Origin of the sequence: Gibbsiella quercinecans (assembly GCF_002291425.1) — a bacterium.
In the GTDB taxonomy this organism is placed as follows: Bacteria; Pseudomonadota; Gammaproteobacteria; order Enterobacterales; family Enterobacteriaceae; genus Gibbsiella; species Gibbsiella quercinecans.
In genome coordinates this window covers 3,929,298-3,947,199 of the sequence record NZ_CP014136.1, presented here as the reverse complement: position 1 = coordinate 3,947,199, position 17,902 = coordinate 3,929,298, and the positions used below count along the sequence as shown (strand labels likewise).

Genomic DNA, 17,902 nt, shown 5'->3' with positions numbered 1-17,902 from the left:
TTTATAAAAAACTCACCCCACTCGATGATAGCGTAATATGTTAATGCATTGTATTTATAAGGATAAATACTTTCTAAGAAGACAAATACCGTCATTTTTACCGTTATAAAAAATCCTATTTAAAACAAAGGAATAAAAACATCACTTCAATACAGATATCCTAAATTCATAACCTTTCGGTTAAGTTTTATTTTGTTTCATTCTTATAGACAATATCCAAAGTTCAGACAGGAAATTCGGCATCACAGACCAAACACCACCGGATAACCCACGAGGAACAAGCTCATAGCTTTCGTCAGCGAACATAAGCCTCATTAAACACTCGGTATTACACACTTGAGCGTCTATTGCCCCTTCCAACTTTACAGTCACCTGGCTAATAGCAGATGAGGTATCTTCAACACCAGTAATGGACCAATGTATTAACGAAATACCTTTCAATTCATTGCGTAATCGACCAGCACGAAAACCAATAGGACGATTGGGGTAATCGACAGTACCCTTGGCTAATTCACCATAATTCTTCGTCATCAGCCATGAAAGATATTCAGCGGCAAAAGCCTCTGGACTACCTGATGGCAGGTTCGCAATATCATCGGACGTGGCCAAGATAATATTCGAAACGACAGGCCGGGCTTTCCACCTATTTAATGCGTCCTTAATTTCTGCATTTCGTTGCATGCTTTTCCCAAGCTCACGCAGATCAACAGGTTTTTGTTCCTCGGTAGCTTTTTCTAATCTTTGTGCTTCATCACGACGCCGATCAAAATAATCAACCGTCGCCCATAAGAGATTAAATGCCTTCCCTGCTACTATGGGACTGCCGTAGTTAGGGTTTAATCCATGCACAATACCATGCCGGAATGGCATACAGATAAGTTCCGTATCCAGTTTTCGTCGAGTCGAACCAAGAATTGCAAGCCCTTCAGATAGACCTCCGGGGCCTGATGTTTGGCTATCAAAAACAGGTGTATCAGCACCACCAGAAAACGGATGTTTACCCGTTGATGTGGTGCATATCCCATCAATAATGCTTAACACAAGTGGGATAGCCGACAAATAATCCTCTGCTCCCGCTCGCTCTACAGCCCGTTCATACATTGCTTCCCACGGATTAAAATGACGCGTACAAAACCGGTAACCCAAAAAACGCAAGTTATCTGGATTTAGGTGATAGCTTGTCAGTTCGATTTCCCCATCCTCAAGGTTCATATCGAGAACTTTTGCGACAATATCTGTCGAGAAACGATCATAATTTACCCATCCAAGCGGACTATAAATTTGCGCAAACAGATCCCTATTGAACATCATGTTTTTTATGTTTTCTAATTGTCTTTCTACCTCCTGAAACTGCGCTTTAGCATTCTTATTGAATACTCCCAATAATTTTGCTACTGGACGAGCTTTTTCAATCTGATCAATAAGATATTCAGCAGGCGATTTAGGAACACGTTTATCTGACATTCATATGCCCCTTGTTGTTGTAACAGAAATTGCGGAGTCAAATCTGCGTAAAATCATATCAATATCAACAATAGCTACTTATGAAGAAGCTCGCCATTGAACATAAAATTTCTCTACATATTCGGCTGCATCTTATGACTCAATTGTAAAATGACGTATACCCCTACTCTCCGACGCACGGCGTTTCACGACACGGTATCCTATGCCGCGCTGAACAATACCTGCGCGCCGGAGCGGCAGCGGTTGAGGTATGGCGGGGATATCGGTTATGCACTCGGTGCAGCCGCCTGCATCAGCAGGGTAATCCCCTCAGGCTAAAAGCCTGCCTCAGGTATCAGTTCAGTTCTCCTCTAATAAATGGGTTGATGAGAATTGGCGCAGAAAATGTGCGTCAGATGACAGGTCGCGCCGGAAAGCGCTGTGGCGTAAGGGCTAGCGCAGAGATCGTTAGCGGCGTCACTTGCAACGGCTTTTCGCCGTATGAAGTGACGCCTCTGCCTCATGGATGCATTCGCTAAGGCAGCAAAAGGCCGCGGACGATTGCGCCAGTCACCGACTCTAAAAATATGAATGCGCATCAGCACATAGTCCGATAGCAGCTAAGCGATAACTTCACGAACAGGATGCAGCACTAAAGCGCTGAGATAAGGTAACTGCCGTCGCCGAAGCGAGCGCCCGCTGAATGGCAGTGATGGCGGGCTGGGTGTCGACCTCACAGGCTAGGCCTGTGCGTTGCCTTGAAGGTCATGGCAACGTGGGATGCTGCTTGTCGCAGCGATAAAGCACCTATAACTTACTGCGCCAGCTTTCCCGCATCAAGCGGCTAACGCACTACACTTGTTGGCTCCTTAACGGATTTCCATTCGTGCAAAATGTAAGGTTTTGTAAACCTCTACTGAGCTGATTTTCAATCCGACTCCCCTGCCCCACTTTGCCTTCGTCTGATGTTTTGATAGCGCGACGGCCAGATCTCTTCGGGGAGTTTATTTAGCGCCTCGGCGATCAGGCGCTCGCCTTTCGGCCAGTGACGCGTCAACGCATTTGCCAGCGTGGACGACGCCAGCCCCGCTTCTCTGGAAATCGCCGCCAGTGTTGTTCCCCTCTTCCTTAAACCCGCAATGATATCCGCCGGATGCCAGTCATGTTGCTCCATATGCCCTCCTACATTGTTGACTATTAGTCACATAGTAGCACAAAAACTAACGATTGTGACTAATAGTCCGTGGACTGATAAGCATCAAAACGGAATGCTTATCACATGAAAACATCCGACTCGATCAAAGTCCTGCTTGGACAACGTGTTAAAGCACTCAGATTGCAGGCAGGCCTATCTCAGGAAGCCTTTGCGGAAAAGTGCGGGCTGGATCGTACTTATATCAGCGGCATTGAACGTGGGATCAGAAACCCAACACTGGAAGTGCTCAACATCATCGCAATTGGGTTACATACCGATCTAACCACGCTGTTTGCATTTCACGATCCTGCCTGACATTCCAACCTTACCGATTAAATCGACAAAATCCCTCATATGTGACTCATCGTCCGTGGTCTGATAAGCAACGAGAGATAATGCTTATCTGCATGGAAAATGCAAAAAACATCACCATCCGTTTTGGACAACGCGTAAAAACACTTCGCTTACAGGCCGGACTCTCCCAAGAGGCTTTCGCCGATAAGTGCGGCTTGGATCGCACTTATATCAGTGGGATTGAGCGAGGCGTTAGAAATCCCACCCTAGAAGTGATTGGGGTTATTGCTAATGGGTTGGGGATTGAATTGGCTGCATTATTCAAATTTCAGTAAACCTAAAAAATCATAATTAAAACTGCTAATTCAGGAGTACTTATGATGATTTATAGTAGCAGAGAAGACGCAATAGCTGATAATTACTTCAATAAAATAAATGTATTATCATTTAGCACATCAATTCCCGCATCAATAACAATTTTAACGCTCGAGCACCCACAGCCTATTGCATGGTTCTTCTTAGGAATAACCACGCTTTTCGCCCTCAAAGAGGGTAAGGGATATAAAAAGATCTCCCACAGCTATGTAGCAAAATATAAGGGACTTATGGGAAATATTGCTCTTTTAAGAAAAATGAATCTATTCTGCATCAGTATCGTGATATTAACATTTATTGCATTAGGAGAACTGAGTTTAGAGTCAGTTTATCAATTAACTGGTTTCAAAATTAGTGACCTATAAAAAGCACCAGTCTTTATCATGAATTGTGCTTTCGAATTATTTTTCTTTTTTAACAAATAGCTGAAATCACATTCAGTCGATTATCAACAATAGAAGAAACCCGATAAACCCTTTGTGATTATAAAACAAACCAACACATGGCACCATGAAAATATTATACCTACTTTAACCACATTCGCCCTTGTTAAAAGTCATAGCTTAGTTTATTAATGCAGCTATCGGAGAGGGGCAATAGCAGGATCTATTTCACCAAAGCTAATTTCAATCCAATCGTCGTTATCATCTTCGCCCGTCTTAATGATATTGATCTCTTGCGGCAATCGCCCTTCTCTCAGATTGTGTAACACTATGGCCTGCAAGTGATTAGGTACCTGTGGCAATTTCCTAGCTGCCTCAACATATTTAGCGCCATTATCCTGAAGTGTCCGCAGGCCAGCGAAAATCTCGGTAAACTCGCGCAAACCAAGACGCACTACATTTGCTCCTGACATAGAATAATCTCCATGATGTCCAAGGCCGTAACCATTTTCAGATGCCCGAAGCGTGCCATTAACAGGCATCATCGCGGGGCTAGGAAAATACTCGACCATACTTTGAAACAAGGTAGACAATTCGTTGTTTAGACCACATCCTTCACGAACAAACAGCTCCGAATAATTCTGCCGCACAGGTGGCAAATGGGACATCCAGTTGTGTCGACGTTCACGAACACTTAAGAGCAGAACAAAATCGACGGATGAAAATTGCCGGAAAAACTCGTCGATAATCTCTTTGATAGATACTCCATTTGAATTCGCCGATCTATCAGAAAGCGCAACACAATCGCCATCACCGACGATGACTCCGGAGATGCAATCTGCACCACGGAGCTGCCCAGCTTTAGCTTTGAGAGCGTTATAAAGTGGATTCCGATCCTTAATTTTTGGCACATCATAGACGGCAAAACCACCGGAGCTATATGGTGACTTGGTTGGATCGATAGTAATGTCAAGACCGACATCGTCACTATCGATCGTGATGCGCAGAGGAAATGAACCAGCAGCCATCTGCTCGCGCAACTGTGGAACAATTTTCAGACGAACAAACTCTTGCAATTTCCCTCTCGGAGGTAATCGTAACACCGTGCGAGTTCCGCGTTTCGTGCTCTCATGCCTAGCTCGAACACGGAGATCAAGACCTCCGATAGGTAGTTTGAGTTTATCCTTGGCAGCTTCGAGTAGTTGACTTAATTCGGAGTAGGGATTGTCCTTATCGAGTCCTTCATCAGAAACCGACGTCACATCGGCGGTCAGCCGCAGCCCACCCTGTTCAAACAGTATGTCTGGCCGACGTGAAGATGCGAGAGCAACCTCACTTTGAAGACAGCCACATTTCGACAGGCCATGAAGCACCACTAGCTCCCACATAGCCGCCACACGATCCTTACCGGGCTGGTTAAGACGCTCAGCTAATTTGTCGACCGCAAGATCATCGAGCACACTACGAAGCTCGTTAAGGCGGCGCTGGAGCGCCCGTCTCTGATAAATCATATTGACGCCACGATCTCTATATAAAGCAAAGTTAATGCCTCAACAAATATACTAAAAGGAATTACTTTAATTTACAGACTCCCAACCCACCCATCAACCATATCCGCCCAATCCTGCAACATCTTCCGGCGTTGCTCGGCGTATTCCGCCTTGTTGTAAACCGCCCGAACGCCGCGCTGTTCGTGGGCAAGAGCTTTTTCAATCCAGTCCGAGTTATACCCGGCTTCATGCAGATGTGTGGAGGCGGTGCGGCGCATATCGTGGATGGTGAAATCCTCTAACGGTAGACCCTGCTTTTGCGCCAGTTGGATAGCGTGATTCGCAGCACGGTTGAGCGAGCTTAATGCGATAGTGCCATGTTGAGACTGGCCGAAACTCGGTAACACAAACGATGATCCCGCGGCCAGAATATGTAACTGCATAAAAAGATCCAACACCTGCCGGGAGAGATAGACCACATGCGGACGCCCCGCGCCACGGCGGCTGGCTTTCATTTTCTCCGCCGGAATAGTCCATTCGGCATTCACAAAATCGATCTCATCCCACGTAGCGTTAACGATGGAATTTTTTCTAACCAGCGTCAGCAGAATGATCTTGAGAGCAACTTTCAGCGCATGAGAAGTTTGCGCGTTTTTTAAGGTGTTAAAAAACAGGCCGATCTCTTTTTTGGATAGCGCCCTGTCCCGCGGAACAAAGGTAGCGATAGTGGACGGCGGCACATGCTCCGCCGGATTGTCGCATTTCACGCCGCGCGCTTTGGCGTAGGTAAATACGCCGCCGACGATATCGCGCGTTTTCACCGCCGATGCAGATGCTCCCCGGTTCTTTACCTTGTCGCAGTGGTTGCGCAGTATATCGGGCGTGATCTCGCTTAATAGCTTTTTGCCGAACTTCGGCGCAACGTCGCGTTTGATGATGCCCTGTATCATGCGGCGCGTACTGTCTTTGTAGTTAGCATCGTCAAACCAACGCGTCAGCCAGTCGCCGAAATAGGTGGATTTGGCCTGCTGTTTCTGGCGTTGTTTTTCAATAGACGGAGAAATGCCTTGTTCGATTAGCCGTTTGGCCTCCCGTAACCGCTCTCTGGCTTCTGATAGCGTGATCGGGCCGTATTTGCCTATCGCCAGCGTTTCTCGTCTACCGTTGATACGATAATCGTAGCGGAACGAAACGGTTCCCGAAGGCAACACCGCCACATACATCCCATCGCGATCGGCAACCTTGTAAAGCCGTTCTTTAGGTTTCAGCGATTTCAACCGGGTATCCGTCAACATCTCCGCCTCCCATTCTGCTTCCAAAGTACCGTCACCCACGACGGTATTTTTTCAACTTAGCACAACAGAGGAAAAACGCTACCGTCAAAAATGACGGTATCATGGAGTGGATTTAGATGGATTTTCATGGCTCACAAAATAAAAAGTCGCCAGTAAATCCTATGATTTTACTGGCGATTTTAGACGTTAGCGGAACTCAGTGGATGCTAAATCCTCACTCCCACTCGATCGTCGCCGGTGGCTTGCCGCTGATGTCATACACCACCCGCGAAATGCCATCAATTTCATTAATTATGCGGTTGGATACTCGGCCGAGGAACTCATACGGCAGGTGCGCCCAGTGTGCAGTCATGAAATCAATAGTTTCCACCGCGCGCAGTGAAACCACCCAGTCGTATTTTCGGCCGTCGCCCATCACGCCGACGGAACGCACCGGCAGGAACACGGTGAACGCCTGGCTGACTTTGTTGTACAAATCGGCCTTGTGCAGTTCTTCAATAAAGATGGCATCGGCGCGGCGCAGCAGATCGCAATACGCTTTCTTCACTTCGCCCAGCACACGCACGCCAAGGCCTGGGCCAGGGAACGGGTGGCGATACAGCATGTCGTACGGCAGGCCCAGCTCCAGGCCGATTTTACGCACCTCATCCTTGAACAGCTCTTTCAGCGGTTCAACCAGGCCCAGCTTCATTTCTTTCGGCAGGCCGCCCACGTTGTGGTGCGATTTGATCACGTGCGCTTTGCCGGTGGCGGAAGCGGCGGATTCGATAACGTCCGGGTAAATGGTGCCCTGCGCCAGCCATTTCACTTCATCCTGCTTGCAGGCTTCTTCGTCAAACACTTCAACAAACACGCGGCCAATGATTTTGCGTTTGGCTTCAGGTTCATCCACGCCGGCCAGCGCGCTCAGGAAGCGATCTTCCGCCGGCACGTGCACGATGTTCAACCCGAAGTGATCGCCAAACATCTCCAACACCTGATCGGCTTCGTTCAGGCGCAGCAGGCCGTTATCCACGAATACGCAGGTCAGGCGTTTGCCGATCGCACGGTGCAGCAGCATGGCGGTAACGGAAGAATCCACGCCACCAGACAGGCCGAGGATCACGTGATCTTCACCCACCTGTTCACGAATGCGCGCTACCGCGTCTTCAATAATCGTCGCCGGGGTCCACAGCGCTTCACAGCCGCAGATATCCAGCACAAAGCGTTCCAGCAGGCGCTGGCCCTGGCGGGTATGGGTCACTTCCGGGTGGAACTGCACGCCGTAAAAGCGTTTTTCTTCGTTAGCCATAATGGCGAACGGGCAGGTATCGGTGCTGGCAACGGTCTCAAAACCTTGCGGGATGGCGGTGACTTTATCGCCATGGCTCATCCACACGTCCAGCAGCGGGTTACCGGCGGCGCTCAGGGCATCTTCGATACCTTGCACCAGCGCGCTGTTGGTCTTCACCTCTACCTGCGCATAGCCAAATTCGCGCTCATTCGAGCCCTGCACATGACCGCCCAGTTGCATCGCCATGGTCTGCATACCGTAGCAGACACCCAGCACCGGCACCCCTGCGGTGAACACGTATTCAGGCGCGCGCGGGCTGTTTTCTTCCGTGGTGCTTTCCGGGCCGCCGGAAAGGATGATGCCGCTTGGGTTGAAGGCGCGAATTTGCTCTTCGCTAACGTCCCAGGCCCAGAGTTCACAGTAAACGCCGATTTCACGCACACGGCGAGCAACCAGCTGCGTGTATTGCGAACCGAAGTCCAGAATAAGAATGCGATGCTTATGGATGTTTTTTGTCATGTAAGGCAAATTCCAGCAACAGAGAAAAAAGAAAAATCAATTCGACAGAATTGATTCCAGTGGCAAGGCCGGGCAATGGGGTGCCGCCCGAAGCCCTGCATGCACCCCTGGCATCAAGCCAATGTGCACACGAGCAACGGACGGCGGCCTAATGCACAGGCCCCCGACCAGCATCAACCCATACGGTAGTTTGGTGACTCTTTGGTGATGGTCACATCGTGCACATGGCTTTCCTGGATACCGGCACCGCTGATGCGCACAAACTCGGCCTTGGTGCGCAATTCATCAATGGTCGCGCAGCCGGTCAGGCCCATGCAGGAGCGCAAACCGCCCATCTGCTGGTGCACAATGGCTTTCAGCATGCCTTTGTAAGCCACACGGCCTTCGATCCCTTCCGGCACCAGTTTGTCCGCCGCGTTATCAGTTTGGAAATAACGGTCGGAAGAGCCTTTGGACATCGCGCCCAGTGAGCCCATGCCACGGTAAGATTTGAAAGAGCGGCCCTGGTACAGTTCGATTTCGCCCGGGGATTCTTCAGTACCGGCCAGCATGGAGCCTACCATCACACAGGATGCGCCAGCGGCGATGGCCTTGGCGATATCACCGGAGAAACGGATACCGCCGTCGGCGATAACCGGGATACCGGTGCCTTCCAGCGCGTCAACGGCGTCGGCGATAGCGGTAATCTGCGGTACGCCAACGCCGGTTACGATGCGGGTAGTACAGATAGAGCCAGGGCCGATACCCACTTTCACTGCGCTCACACCAGCATCCGCCAGCGCTTTGGCGCCTGCGGCGGTGGCAACGTTGCCGCCGACGATTTCCAGATTCGGATATTTGGCGCGGGTTTCACGAATGCGCTGCAGCACGCCTTCGGAGTGGCCGTGAGAGGAGTCGATCAGCAGCACGTCCACACCAGCGGCAACCAGCGCGTCAATACGCTCTTCATTGCCAGCGCCGGCGCCAACGGCAGCGCCAACGCGCAGGCGGCCCTGGTCGTCTTTACAGGCGTTAGGCTTGCGTTCGGCTTTCTGGAAATCTTTCACGGTGATCATGCCCAGCAGGTGGAAGCTATCGTCCACCACCAGCGCTTTCTCAACGCGTTTTTCGTGCATTTTGTGCAGCACAACTTCGCGTGCTTCAGCGTCTTTCACGGTAACCAGGCGCTCTTTCGGCGTCATCACCGCGCTAACAGGCTTGGAGAGATCGGTCACGAAGCGCACGTCACGGCCGGTAATAATCCCCACCAGTTCGTTATCATCGGTGACCACCGGGTAGCCGGCAAAGCCGTTACGCGCGGTCAACTCTTTGACTTCCTGCAGGGTGGTGTTCGGGGTAACGGTTTGTGGATCGGTGACCACGCCGCTTTCGTGTTTTTTCACGCGCATGACTTCTTCAGCCTGGCGCTCAATGGACATATTTTTGTGGATGAAGCCCAAACCGCCTTCCTGCGCCAACGCAATAGCCAGGGCGGATTCGGTTACGGTGTCCATTGCTGCAGACAGCATTGGAATATTCAGGCGGATGTTTTTGGTCAGTTGCGTGCCCAATTCTGCGGTGTTAGGCAGAACGGTAGAATGGGCTGGAACCAAGAGAACGTCATCAAACGTTAGAGCTTCTTTAGCGATACGTAGCATGGGCAATATCTCACCAAGGTGGATGCAGAAAAGATAAAATATTGCCGCGGCATTATACAGAGCGTAATCGCTTGCCTCCAGCACTTTCTTACAAAAACTCTTGATTACCTGTTTCAGCCATGTAGTATCGACCAATTAAGTCGTTGTTTTGGAATTTGATCTGGGTCACATGTCGCTACCTACCTCACCGCCCATTTTTACCGTAAGCCGCCTGAACCAGACGGTTCGTCAACTGTTGGAAATGGAGATGGGGCAGATTTGGCTTTCCGCCGAGATCTCCAACTTTACCCAGCCGGCCTCCGGCCACTGGTATTTCACGCTGAAAGACGACCGCGCCCAGGTGCGCTGCGCGATGTTTCGCAACAGCAACCGCCGCACCACCTTCCGCCCGCAAAACGGCCAACAGGTGCTGGTGCGCGCCAATATCACCTTGTATGAACCGCGCGGCGACTATCAGCTGATTGCCGAGAGCATGCAGCCGGCCGGCGACGGCCTGTTGCAACAGCAATTTGAACAGCTCAAGCAAAAGCTGGCCGCGGAAGGGCTATTCGCCCAGCAGGCGAAGCAACCGCTGCCCAGCCCGGCGAAATGCGTGGGGGTGATCACCTCCGCCAGCGGCGCGGCACTGCACGATATCCTGCAAGTATTGCAACGGCGCGATCCTTCGCTGCCGGTCATCATCTACCCCACTGCGGTGCAGGGCGCAGAAGCGCCGATGCAAATCGTTAATGCGATAGCCACCGCCAACCGCCGTGCGGAATGCGATGTCCTAATCGTTGGGCGCGGCGGCGGTTCGCTGGAGGATCTGTGGAGCTTTAACGATGAGCGGGTGGCGCGCGCTATCTTTGCCAGCCAGATCCCGATCGTCAGCGCCGTCGGCCATGAAACAGACGTCACCATCGCCGATTTTGTCGGCGATCTGCGGGCGCCAACCCCTTCCGCCGCCGCCGAACTGGTCAGCCGCAACCAGCTTGAGCTGGTGCGCCAGTTGCAATCGCAGCAGCAGAGGCTGGAAATGGCGATGGACTACTATCTGGTGCAGCGCCAACAGCACTTTACCCGTATCAACCATCGCTTGCAGCAACAGCACCCACACCTGCGGCTGGCACGCCAGCAAACGCTGCTGCTCAAACTGCAGCGCCGGTTGGAAGATGGTATGCAGTTGCAACTGCGCGGCGCCGGCCGCCGCAACGAGCGAGCCCAACATCGGCTGGCCCAGGCGCAGCCGCTGGGGCGTATCCATCGCGGCCAGCAGCGCCTGCAGCAACAGGAATATCGCCTGCAGCAAGCGCTTGAGCGCCAGCTAAACGGCTACCGGCAGCGTTTTGGCGTAGCCTGCAGCCAGCTAGAGGCCGTCAGCCCGTTGGCCACGCTGGCGCGCGGCTACAGCGTGACGCAAACGCCGGCCGGCACCTTACTGAAAACCACCCAACAAGCCCAGGTTGGCGAACTGCTGACCACGCGCCTGCAGGATGGCTGGGTTGAAAGCGAAGTGAAAACCATCACGGTGGCGAAAAAGCCCCGCAAGAAACGCGCGGAAAAGTAGCCCGAGGCTAGAGTGTTAATCAGGGAGTCCGGGTATGGCGCCCGGCGGCGTGGCGCGATGCAAGGCGGCGTTTCAGCCGCAGCAAAAACGCGGGGAGTGAATACTTACAGCGGTTGATAGCTGAACAGCACCCGCTTTTTCGAGATCAACCCATGGCCGTTCTGGCACAGATAGTCCACCGCGCCGCAGGCCTTCAGCGCTTGTAACGGCTGGCCGCAGTCCGGGCAGTGGGCAAACTGCTGGTAGCTGCTGTTGCAGCCCTCGCAATGATAGTGACCATTCACCCAGCGCATCGGCTGGCCACACTGTGGGCAAAGCGCTTCCATCTTCCCTCCCGCCTCTCACGCCCACCCGCAGCTTAAGCCACTGGGCGGGCGGCGACGCATGATTATTTGCTTTTCTTCAGGTGGCTCATCAGGCGTTTACGTTTGCGCAGTTGATTTGGCGTCAGCGTGTTGCGCTTGCCGGCAAACGGGTTTTCCCCTTCTTTGAACTGGATGCGGATGGGGGTGCCCATCACGTTCAATGAACGACGGAAGTAGTTCATCAGATAGCGCTTGTAGGAATCGGCCAGATCGGTTACCTGGTTGCCGTGGATCACCACAATCGGCGGGTTATAGCCCCCGGCATGCGCGTATTTCAGCTTCACGCGGCGGCCACGCACCAGCGGCGGCTGGTGATCTTCAGCCGCCATGTTCATGATTTTGGTCAGCATGGAGGTGTTCACACGGCGGGTGGCGCACTCGTAGGCTTCCTGTACGGATTCGAACAGGTTACCAACACCGCTGCCGTGCAGGGCGGAAATGAAGTGCACGCGTGCGAAGTCAACGAAGCCCAGGCGCAGATCCAGCATTTCCTTGACGTGTTCGCGGTCTTCTTCGCTCATGCCGTCCCATTTGTTGACGGCAATCACCAGTGAGCGCCCACTATTGAGGATAAAGCCCAACAGCGACAGGTCCTGATCGGAAATCCCTTCACGCGCGTCGATCACCAGCAGCACCACGTTAGCGTCTTCAATCGCCTGCAGCGTTTTGATCACCGAGAATTTTTCCACGGTTTCGGTGACTTTGCCACGCTTGCGCACCCCAGCGGTGTCGATCAGCACGTATTCACGTTCGTCGCGCACCATCGGGATGTAAATGCTGTCGCGCGTGGTGCCTGGCATGTCATAGACCACCACACGCTCTTCGCCCAGAATGCGGTTGGTAAGTGTAGACTTACCGACGTTCGGGCGCCCAACGATAGCCAGCTTTATTGGCAAATCCTGCGGATTGAAGTCATCTTCCGGCGTTTCGCCTGCTTCATCTTCGGCCAGTTCGCCGCTCTGCTCCGCCCAGTAAGCCGCATTGGCTTCCTCTTCGGTCAGTTCAACTTCTTCTTCCTTCGCAGGAAGGAACGGCACCAGCACATGCTCGATAAGCTGCGTTACGCCGCGGCCGTGGGATGCGGCGATAGCATGCACATCCCCCAGACCGAGCGAATAAAAATCAGCGGCGGCCATGTCCGGATCGATACCGTCCGTCTTGTTGGCCACCAGGAAAGTCGCCTTCTGGCGGCTGCGCAGGTGTTTGGCAATCGCCTTATCGGCCGGCATCAGCCCAGCGCGGGCATCAACCATAAACAACACGATATCGGCCTCTTCGATGGCCATCAGCGATTGGCCCGCCATGCGGGTTTCAACGCCGTCTTCGGTGCCATCAATACCGCCGGTATCGATAATGATAAATTCATTACCCTCAACTTCAGCACGACCATACTTGCGATCTCGCGTTAGCCCGGGGAAATCCGCCACCAGCGCATCGCGCGTGCGTGTTAAACGGTTAAACAAAGTGGATTTACCCACATTCGGGCGCCCGACCAGCGCGACGACAGGTATCATTGTTGAAGCCTCATTACTTAATAATCAATACGTTACCACGCAGCGGATTCATATCGGCAACGCAGCTATAAAAATACGAAACGGCCCCTGATGCTTCAGGAGCCGTTGCAAAACCAACCAGCGGGCGTGCGCGGTTAGCGGGTGAAGGCGTAAACTTTACCGCCTTTGGCCTGGATAATCAGCTTATCGCTGGCCACGGCCGGAGCCGACAGGAAGCCGGAGCTGTCCACTTGCTGCTGGGCGACAAAACGGCCATCCGTGGTGTTGATCCAGTGCAGGTAGCCTTCGGCATCGCCAACCACCAGGTAGCTATTATACATCACCGGCGGGGTTAAATTACGGTGCAGCAGTTCGCTCTGCGTCCACACGGTCACGCCGCCATCGGTGCTCAACGCCACCACGCGGTCGTTTTGATCGACCAGGTAAATACGGCCGGCATCAACGATGAAGTCATTCACCGAACCCAGCTCACGTTTCCACATGATCTGGCCGGAACGCAGATCCAACGCGCTCAGGTTACCATTGTAACCCAATGCATAGACCACGCCGTCAACAATCACCGGAGTGGTGTCTACGTCGTTCAGGCGATCGATTTCGGTCGCGCCGCTCGGCTGGGAAATGCGCTGCTGCCAAATCAGCTGGCCCTGCTGCATCAGCACTGCGCTGACGCGGCCGTTATCGCCGCCGACAATCGCCGCACCGAACGCCGTTGCCGGCGCAGATTCACCGCGCAGCGAGAGTGAAGGCATATCCAGGTTCACCGTCCACTTCACCGCGCCGTCCGCTTCGTTCAGCGCCTGCAACTGGCCGTTGCTGGTGTGGATCAGCACCATGCCGTCGCTGACCACCGGGCGGGAAATCGCTTCGCCGGCCACTTTGGTCTGCCAGGCTACGGTACCGTCGCCAGTATTCAGGGCATATACCACCGCTTTCTCACTGCCGACGTAAACGTGGGCGCCAGCGGCGGTCAGGCCGCCAGAGAGCAGCGCAGGCCGGTTGCTGGAGAAGAAGCCGGTTTTTTCGGAAAGATCGACTTTCCATTTTTCATTGCCGCTGTCCGCATCGATCGCTTTCACGATGCCATGGCGATCGGCAGCATAAATCGTGTTGTCCTGGAACGCAGGGCGCAGGTGCGAATAGTATTCGCCAATCCCGTCACCGACCGACGTGCTCCATACCTTGCTCGGCGTGAACTGATTCTCAACCTTCGGCAACGGCGACATCGTCACCACGTCTTCTTCGCTGTTGAACAGCGAGCAGCCACTCAGCAAGGCAACGGACATTAGCCCAACCAAGAGTGTTTTACGCAATTGCATGGGAATTCCCCTTAGCTGGCCAAATTATTCAATTTCATGCGCAGCAGAACCTGCAGCGCCGGAGAGGCGTTGGAGCTAACGCCCTTTTGATAGGCTTCACGCGCCCCTTTGGCATCATTTTTCGCCAGCAAAATATCACCGCGCACATCTTGCTGCATCGCAACCCAGCCTTCGCCTTTAACGCCATCAAGCGTTTTCAATGCGTCATCCAATTTCTTTTCCTGCAGTTGCACACTGGCCAGACGCAGACTAATCATTGCCTGCAGGTTGGGCTCTTTCGCCTGCCCCAGCGCCAACAGCAGTTGCTGCTCCGCCTTGGCAAAATCATTTTGCCCAACGAAGTGCTTCGCCAGCTCCAGCGCGGCAAGCACACCATAGCTGTTGCCGTTAGCCTGGATGAATTTCTCCGCCGCGGCAACGCCTTCCGCCTTCCCGCCGGCCAGTGATTCACTCACCTGCTGGTAGGACTGCGACGCTTCCATCATGCCGGTGCTTTGGTGGTTCTGCCAGTAGCGCCAGCCGACCAGGGCACCAATACCGAGTACCACACCCACCGCCAGCGCCTTGCCGTTTTCGGCAAAGAAGCGGCGCACGGTGTCGAGTTGTTCGTTTTCTGTGGTATAGACTTCCACGGTGTCCTTCTCCTCAACCTAACATCGAAGCCAGGCGCGCTGCGACTTCGCTTTGCGCCAGCGTTTCTTGTTCACCGCTGCGCAGGTCTTTTACCACTACCTGCTGGGCTGCCACTTCGTTCTCGCCCAAGATCAGGGCGGCACGAGCGCCCCATTTGTCTGCGCGGCTCATCTGTTTCTTGAAATTGCCGCCGCCGTAGTTCGTCATCACTTTCAACTGCGGAGCCGCATCACGCACGGTTTCCGCCAGCGCCATCGCCGCACTCTGCGTGCCTGCGCCGGAAGAAATCACATACACATCCACGGTAGCCGGCGCTTTGAAGTCCGGATTAACGGCCTGCACCAGCAACACCAGGCGCTCCAGCCCCATGGCAAAACCCACCGCCGGGGTTGCGCGCCCGCCCAGTTGTTCCACCAGGCCGTCGTAACGGCCGCCGGCGCATACCGTGCCCTGAGCCCCCAGGCTGGACGTCACCCACTCGAAGACCGTGCGGTTGTAGTAGTCCAGGCCGCGCACCAGGCGCTCATTAATGGTATATGGGATACCGGCTTGCGATAAAAGTTCACACAGGCCGTTAAAATGCTCACGGGATTCTTCATCCAGGTATTCCGACAGGCGCGGCGCACCGTTCAGCAGCGCCTGCACATCCGGGTTCTTGGAATCCAGCACCCGCAACGGGTTGCTGTACATGCGGCGTTTGCAGTCTTCGTCCAGCACGTCAATGTGCTGTTCCAGGAAGGCCACCAACGCATCACGGTAATGGGCGCGCGCCTCCAGCGAACCGATGGAGTTCAGCTCCAGGCTTACGTGTTCGGCAATGCCAAGCGCCTTCCACCAGCGCGCAGTGAGCAGGATCAGCTCGGCGTCGACATCCGGGCCCTGCAAGCCGAAGACTTCGGCACCCAACTGATGGAACTGGCGGTAGCGGCCTTTCTGCGGGCGCTCGTAGCGGAACATCGGGCCGATATACCACAGACGTTGTTCCTGATTGTACAGCAGACCATGTTCAATGCCGGCGCGTACGCAGCCCGCCGTCCCTTCAGGGCGCAGCGTCAGGCTTTCGCCGTTGCGATCGTCGAAGGTGTACATCTCTTTTTCGACGACGTCGGTCACTTCACCGATGGCGCGTTTAAACAAAGGGGTCTGCTCTACAATCGGCAACCGTATTTCGCTGTAACCATAGCTGCCAAGCACCTGTTTCAGGGTGCCTTCAATACGCTGCCATAATGCCGTGTCTGCCGGCAGGTAATCGTTCATGCCGCGGATGGCTTGAATATTCTTTGCCACGTGAATTCTCTGTCCGTTTTAGATAAAAATGAACCCGATTATAGGGACTTTGCCGGCCGGTGTTCAATCATCGCCCCGGCCTGAACCGAAGCGTGATGGCGATTAGCGAACCCTGCCTGGCCCCTCGGGCCTATCAAACAAGCGGGCGCTAACGCCCGCCGATCGGTAATTCGTGCTTATTTTTCCATCAGATTGACGGTGATAATGCGGTTTTTCTCATCCAGCATCGAAGCCTTGGCGCGGATTTTCGCTTCCAACTGATCGATCATCGCTTCGTTATCAAAACGCTCTTTCTGCCGCACACCGTCTTCGTAGAAGCCGCTTTTTTTATGGCCGCCGGTCACCCCCATGGTGGAAACCAGCGCTTCGCCCGGCCCGTTGACCACGCAGCCAATGATGGAGATATCCATTGGCGTGATAATGTCTTCCAGGCGCTGCTCCAGCGCGTTGACCGTGCCGATCACGTCAAACTCCTGGCGCGAACAGGTTGGGCAGGCAATGAAGTTGATGCCGCGCGCCCGAATACGCAGTGACTTGAGGATATCAAACCCCACTTTCACTTCTTCTACCGGGTTCGCCGCCAGCGAGATACGCAGTGTGTCACCGATGCCTTCCGACAACAACAGCCCCAAGCCAATCGCCGATTTGACCGCGCCGCTGCGCGCGCCGCCGGCTTCGGTAATACCGAGGTGCAACGGTTGATCGATCCGCGCGGCCAGCAGGCGATAGGATTGCACCGCCAGGAACACGTCCGAAGCCTTAACGCTGACCTTGAACTGATCGAAGTTCAGCCGATCCAGGATATCCACATGGCGCATTGCCGATTCCAGCAAGGCTTCCGGCGTTGGCTCACCGTATTTTTCCTGCAGATCCTTTTCCAGCGAACCACCGTTAACGCCGATACGGATAGGAATATTTTTGTCACGCGCGCAATCCACCACCGAACGGATACGGGATTCGTTACCGATATTACCCGGGTTGATGCGCAGGCAATCAACCCCATACTCGGCAACCTGCAGAGCAATACGGTAATCAAAGTGGATATCGGCAACCAGCGGCACGTCGACCTGCTGTTTGATCAGTTTGAACGCCTCGGCGGCATCCATGGTGGGCACGGAAACGCGGACAATATCAACACCCACACGCTCAAGCGCCTTGATCTGGTTTACCGTCGCTTCAACGTCGGTAGTGCGGGTGTTGGTCATTGATTGTACGGCGATGGGGGCGCCATCGCCGATAGGCACCTTGCCGACGTAAATACGTGTTGATTTGCGGCGGTTAATGGGTGCTTGGTTATGCATTACTTACTCTCCATTGCCGCTCTGACAAGCAAAAGC

Annotated in this window: 16 protein-coding genes; 4 read left to right on the top strand and 12 right to left on the bottom strand. The window is 53.6% G+C overall.

Features of this window, described 5'->3' with window-relative positions:
• Positions 1–180: 180 nt before the first annotated feature.
• Positions 181–1,464, bottom strand: coding sequence for a hypothetical protein (locus tag ACN28Q_RS18155; protein WP_095847625.1), 1,284 nt, complete (start codon positions 1,462–1,464; stop codon positions 181–183).
• Between the two features lie 907 nt (positions 1,465–2,371).
• The gene (locus ACN28Q_RS18150; RefSeq protein ID WP_095847624.1) at positions 2,372–2,617 is read right to left on the bottom strand and encodes a helix-turn-helix domain-containing protein; all 246 of its coding nucleotides are present in this window, start codon (positions 2,615–2,617) and stop codon (positions 2,372–2,374) included.
• A gap of 105 nt (positions 2,618–2,722) precedes the next feature.
• Here ACN28Q_RS18150 and ACN28Q_RS18145 point away from each other — a divergent pair, with 105 nt between their 5' ends.
• The 3 genes from ACN28Q_RS18145 (at position 2,723) to ACN28Q_RS18135 (ending at position 3,672) form a co-directional block, all read left to right on the top strand.
• Positions 2,723–2,953 (top strand): helix-turn-helix domain-containing protein, encoded by a 231-nt coding sequence (locus ACN28Q_RS18145; RefSeq protein ID WP_025919135.1) that lies wholly within the window; start codon positions 2,723–2,725, stop codon positions 2,951–2,953.
• A gap of 92 nt (positions 2,954–3,045) precedes the next feature.
• Positions 3,046–3,267: a helix-turn-helix domain-containing protein gene (locus ACN28Q_RS18140; protein WP_095849084.1), complete on the top strand. Its 222-nt coding sequence runs from the start codon at positions 3,046–3,048 to the stop codon at positions 3,265–3,267.
• A gap of 42 nt (positions 3,268–3,309) precedes the next feature.
• Positions 3,310–3,672, top strand: a complete 363-nt coding sequence (locus ACN28Q_RS18135; RefSeq protein ID WP_095847623.1) for a hypothetical protein — start codon at positions 3,310–3,312, stop codon at positions 3,670–3,672.
• Positions 3,673–3,887: 215 nt separating this feature from the next.
• Here ACN28Q_RS18135 and ACN28Q_RS18130 read toward each other — a convergent pair whose 3' ends face one another.
• The 4 genes from ACN28Q_RS18130 to guaB form a co-directional block, all read right to left on the bottom strand.
• The gene (locus ACN28Q_RS18130; RefSeq protein ID WP_095847622.1) at positions 3,888–5,201 is read right to left on the bottom strand and encodes a hypothetical protein; all 1,314 of its coding nucleotides are present in this window, start codon (positions 5,199–5,201) and stop codon (positions 3,888–3,890) included.
• Between the two features lie 71 nt (positions 5,202–5,272).
• Positions 5,273–6,475, bottom strand: coding sequence for a tyrosine-type recombinase/integrase (locus ACN28Q_RS18125; RefSeq protein ID WP_095847621.1), 1,203 nt, complete (start codon positions 6,473–6,475; stop codon positions 5,273–5,275).
• Positions 6,476–6,689: 214 nt separating this feature from the next.
• Positions 6,690–8,267 carry a glutamine-hydrolyzing GMP synthase gene (gene guaA, locus ACN28Q_RS18120; protein WP_095847620.1) on the bottom strand — a complete coding sequence of 526 codons (1,578 nt, stop codon included), beginning with the start codon at positions 8,265–8,267 and terminating at the stop codon, positions 6,690–6,692.
• Between the two features lie 173 nt (positions 8,268–8,440).
• Positions 8,441–9,904 carry an IMP dehydrogenase gene (gene guaB / locus ACN28Q_RS18115; RefSeq protein WP_145957820.1) on the bottom strand — a complete coding sequence of 488 codons (1,464 nt, stop codon included), beginning with the start codon at positions 9,902–9,904 and terminating at the stop codon, positions 8,441–8,443.
• A 169-nt stretch (positions 9,905–10,073) separates the two neighbouring features.
• Between guaB and xseA the strand changes: the two genes are divergently transcribed.
• A complete protein-coding gene (xseA, locus tag ACN28Q_RS18110; RefSeq protein WP_095847618.1) occupies positions 10,074–11,450 on the top strand; it encodes an exodeoxyribonuclease VII large subunit in 1,377 nt (458 codons plus the stop codon).
• A gap of 104 nt (positions 11,451–11,554) precedes the next feature.
• On the opposite strand, the gene ACN28Q_RS18105 is transcribed toward xseA, so the two are convergent.
• The 6 genes from ACN28Q_RS18105 to ispG all read right to left on the bottom strand — a co-directional run bounded on the left by ACN28Q_RS18105 (position 11,555) and on the right by ispG (position 17,866).
• Entirely contained in the window at positions 11,555–11,776 is a 222-nt protein-coding gene (locus ACN28Q_RS18105) for a zinc ribbon domain-containing protein (RefSeq protein ID WP_095847617.1), read from the bottom strand.
• Between the two features lie 62 nt (positions 11,777–11,838).
• Complete coding sequence (gene der / locus ACN28Q_RS18100; protein WP_095847616.1) at positions 11,839–13,329, bottom strand: ribosome biogenesis GTPase Der; 1,491 nt, start codon at positions 13,327–13,329, stop codon at positions 11,839–11,841.
• Positions 13,330–13,463: 134 nt separating this feature from the next.
• Complete coding sequence (gene bamB / locus ACN28Q_RS18095) at positions 13,464–14,645, bottom strand: outer membrane protein assembly factor BamB (RefSeq protein ID WP_095847615.1); 1,182 nt, start codon at positions 14,643–14,645, stop codon at positions 13,464–13,466.
• Positions 14,646–14,656: 11 nt separating this feature from the next.
• Positions 14,657–15,277 (bottom strand): YfgM family protein, encoded by a 621-nt coding sequence (locus ACN28Q_RS18090; protein ID WP_095847614.1) that lies wholly within the window; start codon positions 15,275–15,277, stop codon positions 14,657–14,659.
• 13 nt (positions 15,278–15,290) lie between these two features.
• Complete coding sequence (hisS, locus tag ACN28Q_RS18085) at positions 15,291–16,565, bottom strand: histidine--tRNA ligase (protein WP_095847613.1); 1,275 nt, start codon at positions 16,563–16,565, stop codon at positions 15,291–15,293.
• A 176-nt stretch (positions 16,566–16,741) separates the two neighbouring features.
• Positions 16,742–17,866, bottom strand: coding sequence for a flavodoxin-dependent (E)-4-hydroxy-3-methylbut-2-enyl-diphosphate synthase (gene ispG / locus ACN28Q_RS18080; RefSeq protein WP_095847612.1), 1,125 nt, complete (start codon positions 17,864–17,866; stop codon positions 16,742–16,744).
• Positions 17,867–17,902 lie beyond the last annotated feature (36 nt).

What these genes read in the sequence shown, in the direction of transcription:
- ACN28Q_RS18145 (WP_025919135.1), top strand. Translation starts at nt 2,723, where the DNA reads ATGAAAACATCCGACTCGATCAAAGTCCTGCTTGGACAACGTGTTAAA.
- ACN28Q_RS18150 (WP_095847624.1), bottom strand. Translation starts at nt 2,617, where the DNA reads ATGGAGCAACATGACTGGCATCCGGCGGATATCATTGCGGGTTTAAGG.
- guaA (WP_095847620.1), bottom strand. Translation starts at nt 8,267, where the DNA reads ATGACAAAAAACATCCATAAGCATCGCATTCTTATTCTGGACTTCGGT.
- ACN28Q_RS18130 (WP_095847622.1), bottom strand. Translation starts at nt 5,201, where the DNA reads ATGATTTATCAGAGACGGGCGCTCCAGCGCCGCCTTAACGAGCTTCGT.
- der (WP_095847616.1), bottom strand. Translation starts at nt 13,329, where the DNA reads ATGATACCTGTCGTCGCGCTGGTCGGGCGCCCGAATGTGGGTAAATCC.
- guaB (WP_145957820.1), bottom strand. Translation starts at nt 9,904, where the DNA reads ATGCTACGTATCGCTAAAGAAGCTCTAACGTTTGATGACGTTCTCTTG.
- bamB (WP_095847615.1), bottom strand. Translation starts at nt 14,645, where the DNA reads ATGCAATTGCGTAAAACACTCTTGGTTGGGCTAATGTCCGTTGCCTTG.
- ACN28Q_RS18135 (WP_095847623.1), top strand. Translation starts at nt 3,310, where the DNA reads ATGATGATTTATAGTAGCAGAGAAGACGCAATAGCTGATAATTACTTC.
- ispG (WP_095847612.1), bottom strand. Translation starts at nt 17,866, where the DNA reads ATGCATAACCAAGCACCCATTAACCGCCGCAAATCAACACGTATTTAC.
- ACN28Q_RS18125 (WP_095847621.1), bottom strand. Translation starts at nt 6,475, where the DNA reads ATGTTGACGGATACCCGGTTGAAATCGCTGAAACCTAAAGAACGGCTT.
- ACN28Q_RS18140 (WP_095849084.1), top strand. Translation starts at nt 3,046, where the DNA reads ATGGAAAATGCAAAAAACATCACCATCCGTTTTGGACAACGCGTAAAA.
- ACN28Q_RS18105 (WP_095847617.1), bottom strand. Translation starts at nt 11,776, where the DNA reads ATGGAAGCGCTTTGCCCACAGTGTGGCCAGCCGATGCGCTGGGTGAAT.
- ACN28Q_RS18155 (WP_095847625.1), bottom strand. Translation starts at nt 1,464, where the DNA reads ATGTCAGATAAACGTGTTCCTAAATCGCCTGCTGAATATCTTATTGAT.
- xseA (WP_095847618.1), top strand. Translation starts at nt 10,074, where the DNA reads ATGTCGCTACCTACCTCACCGCCCATTTTTACCGTAAGCCGCCTGAAC.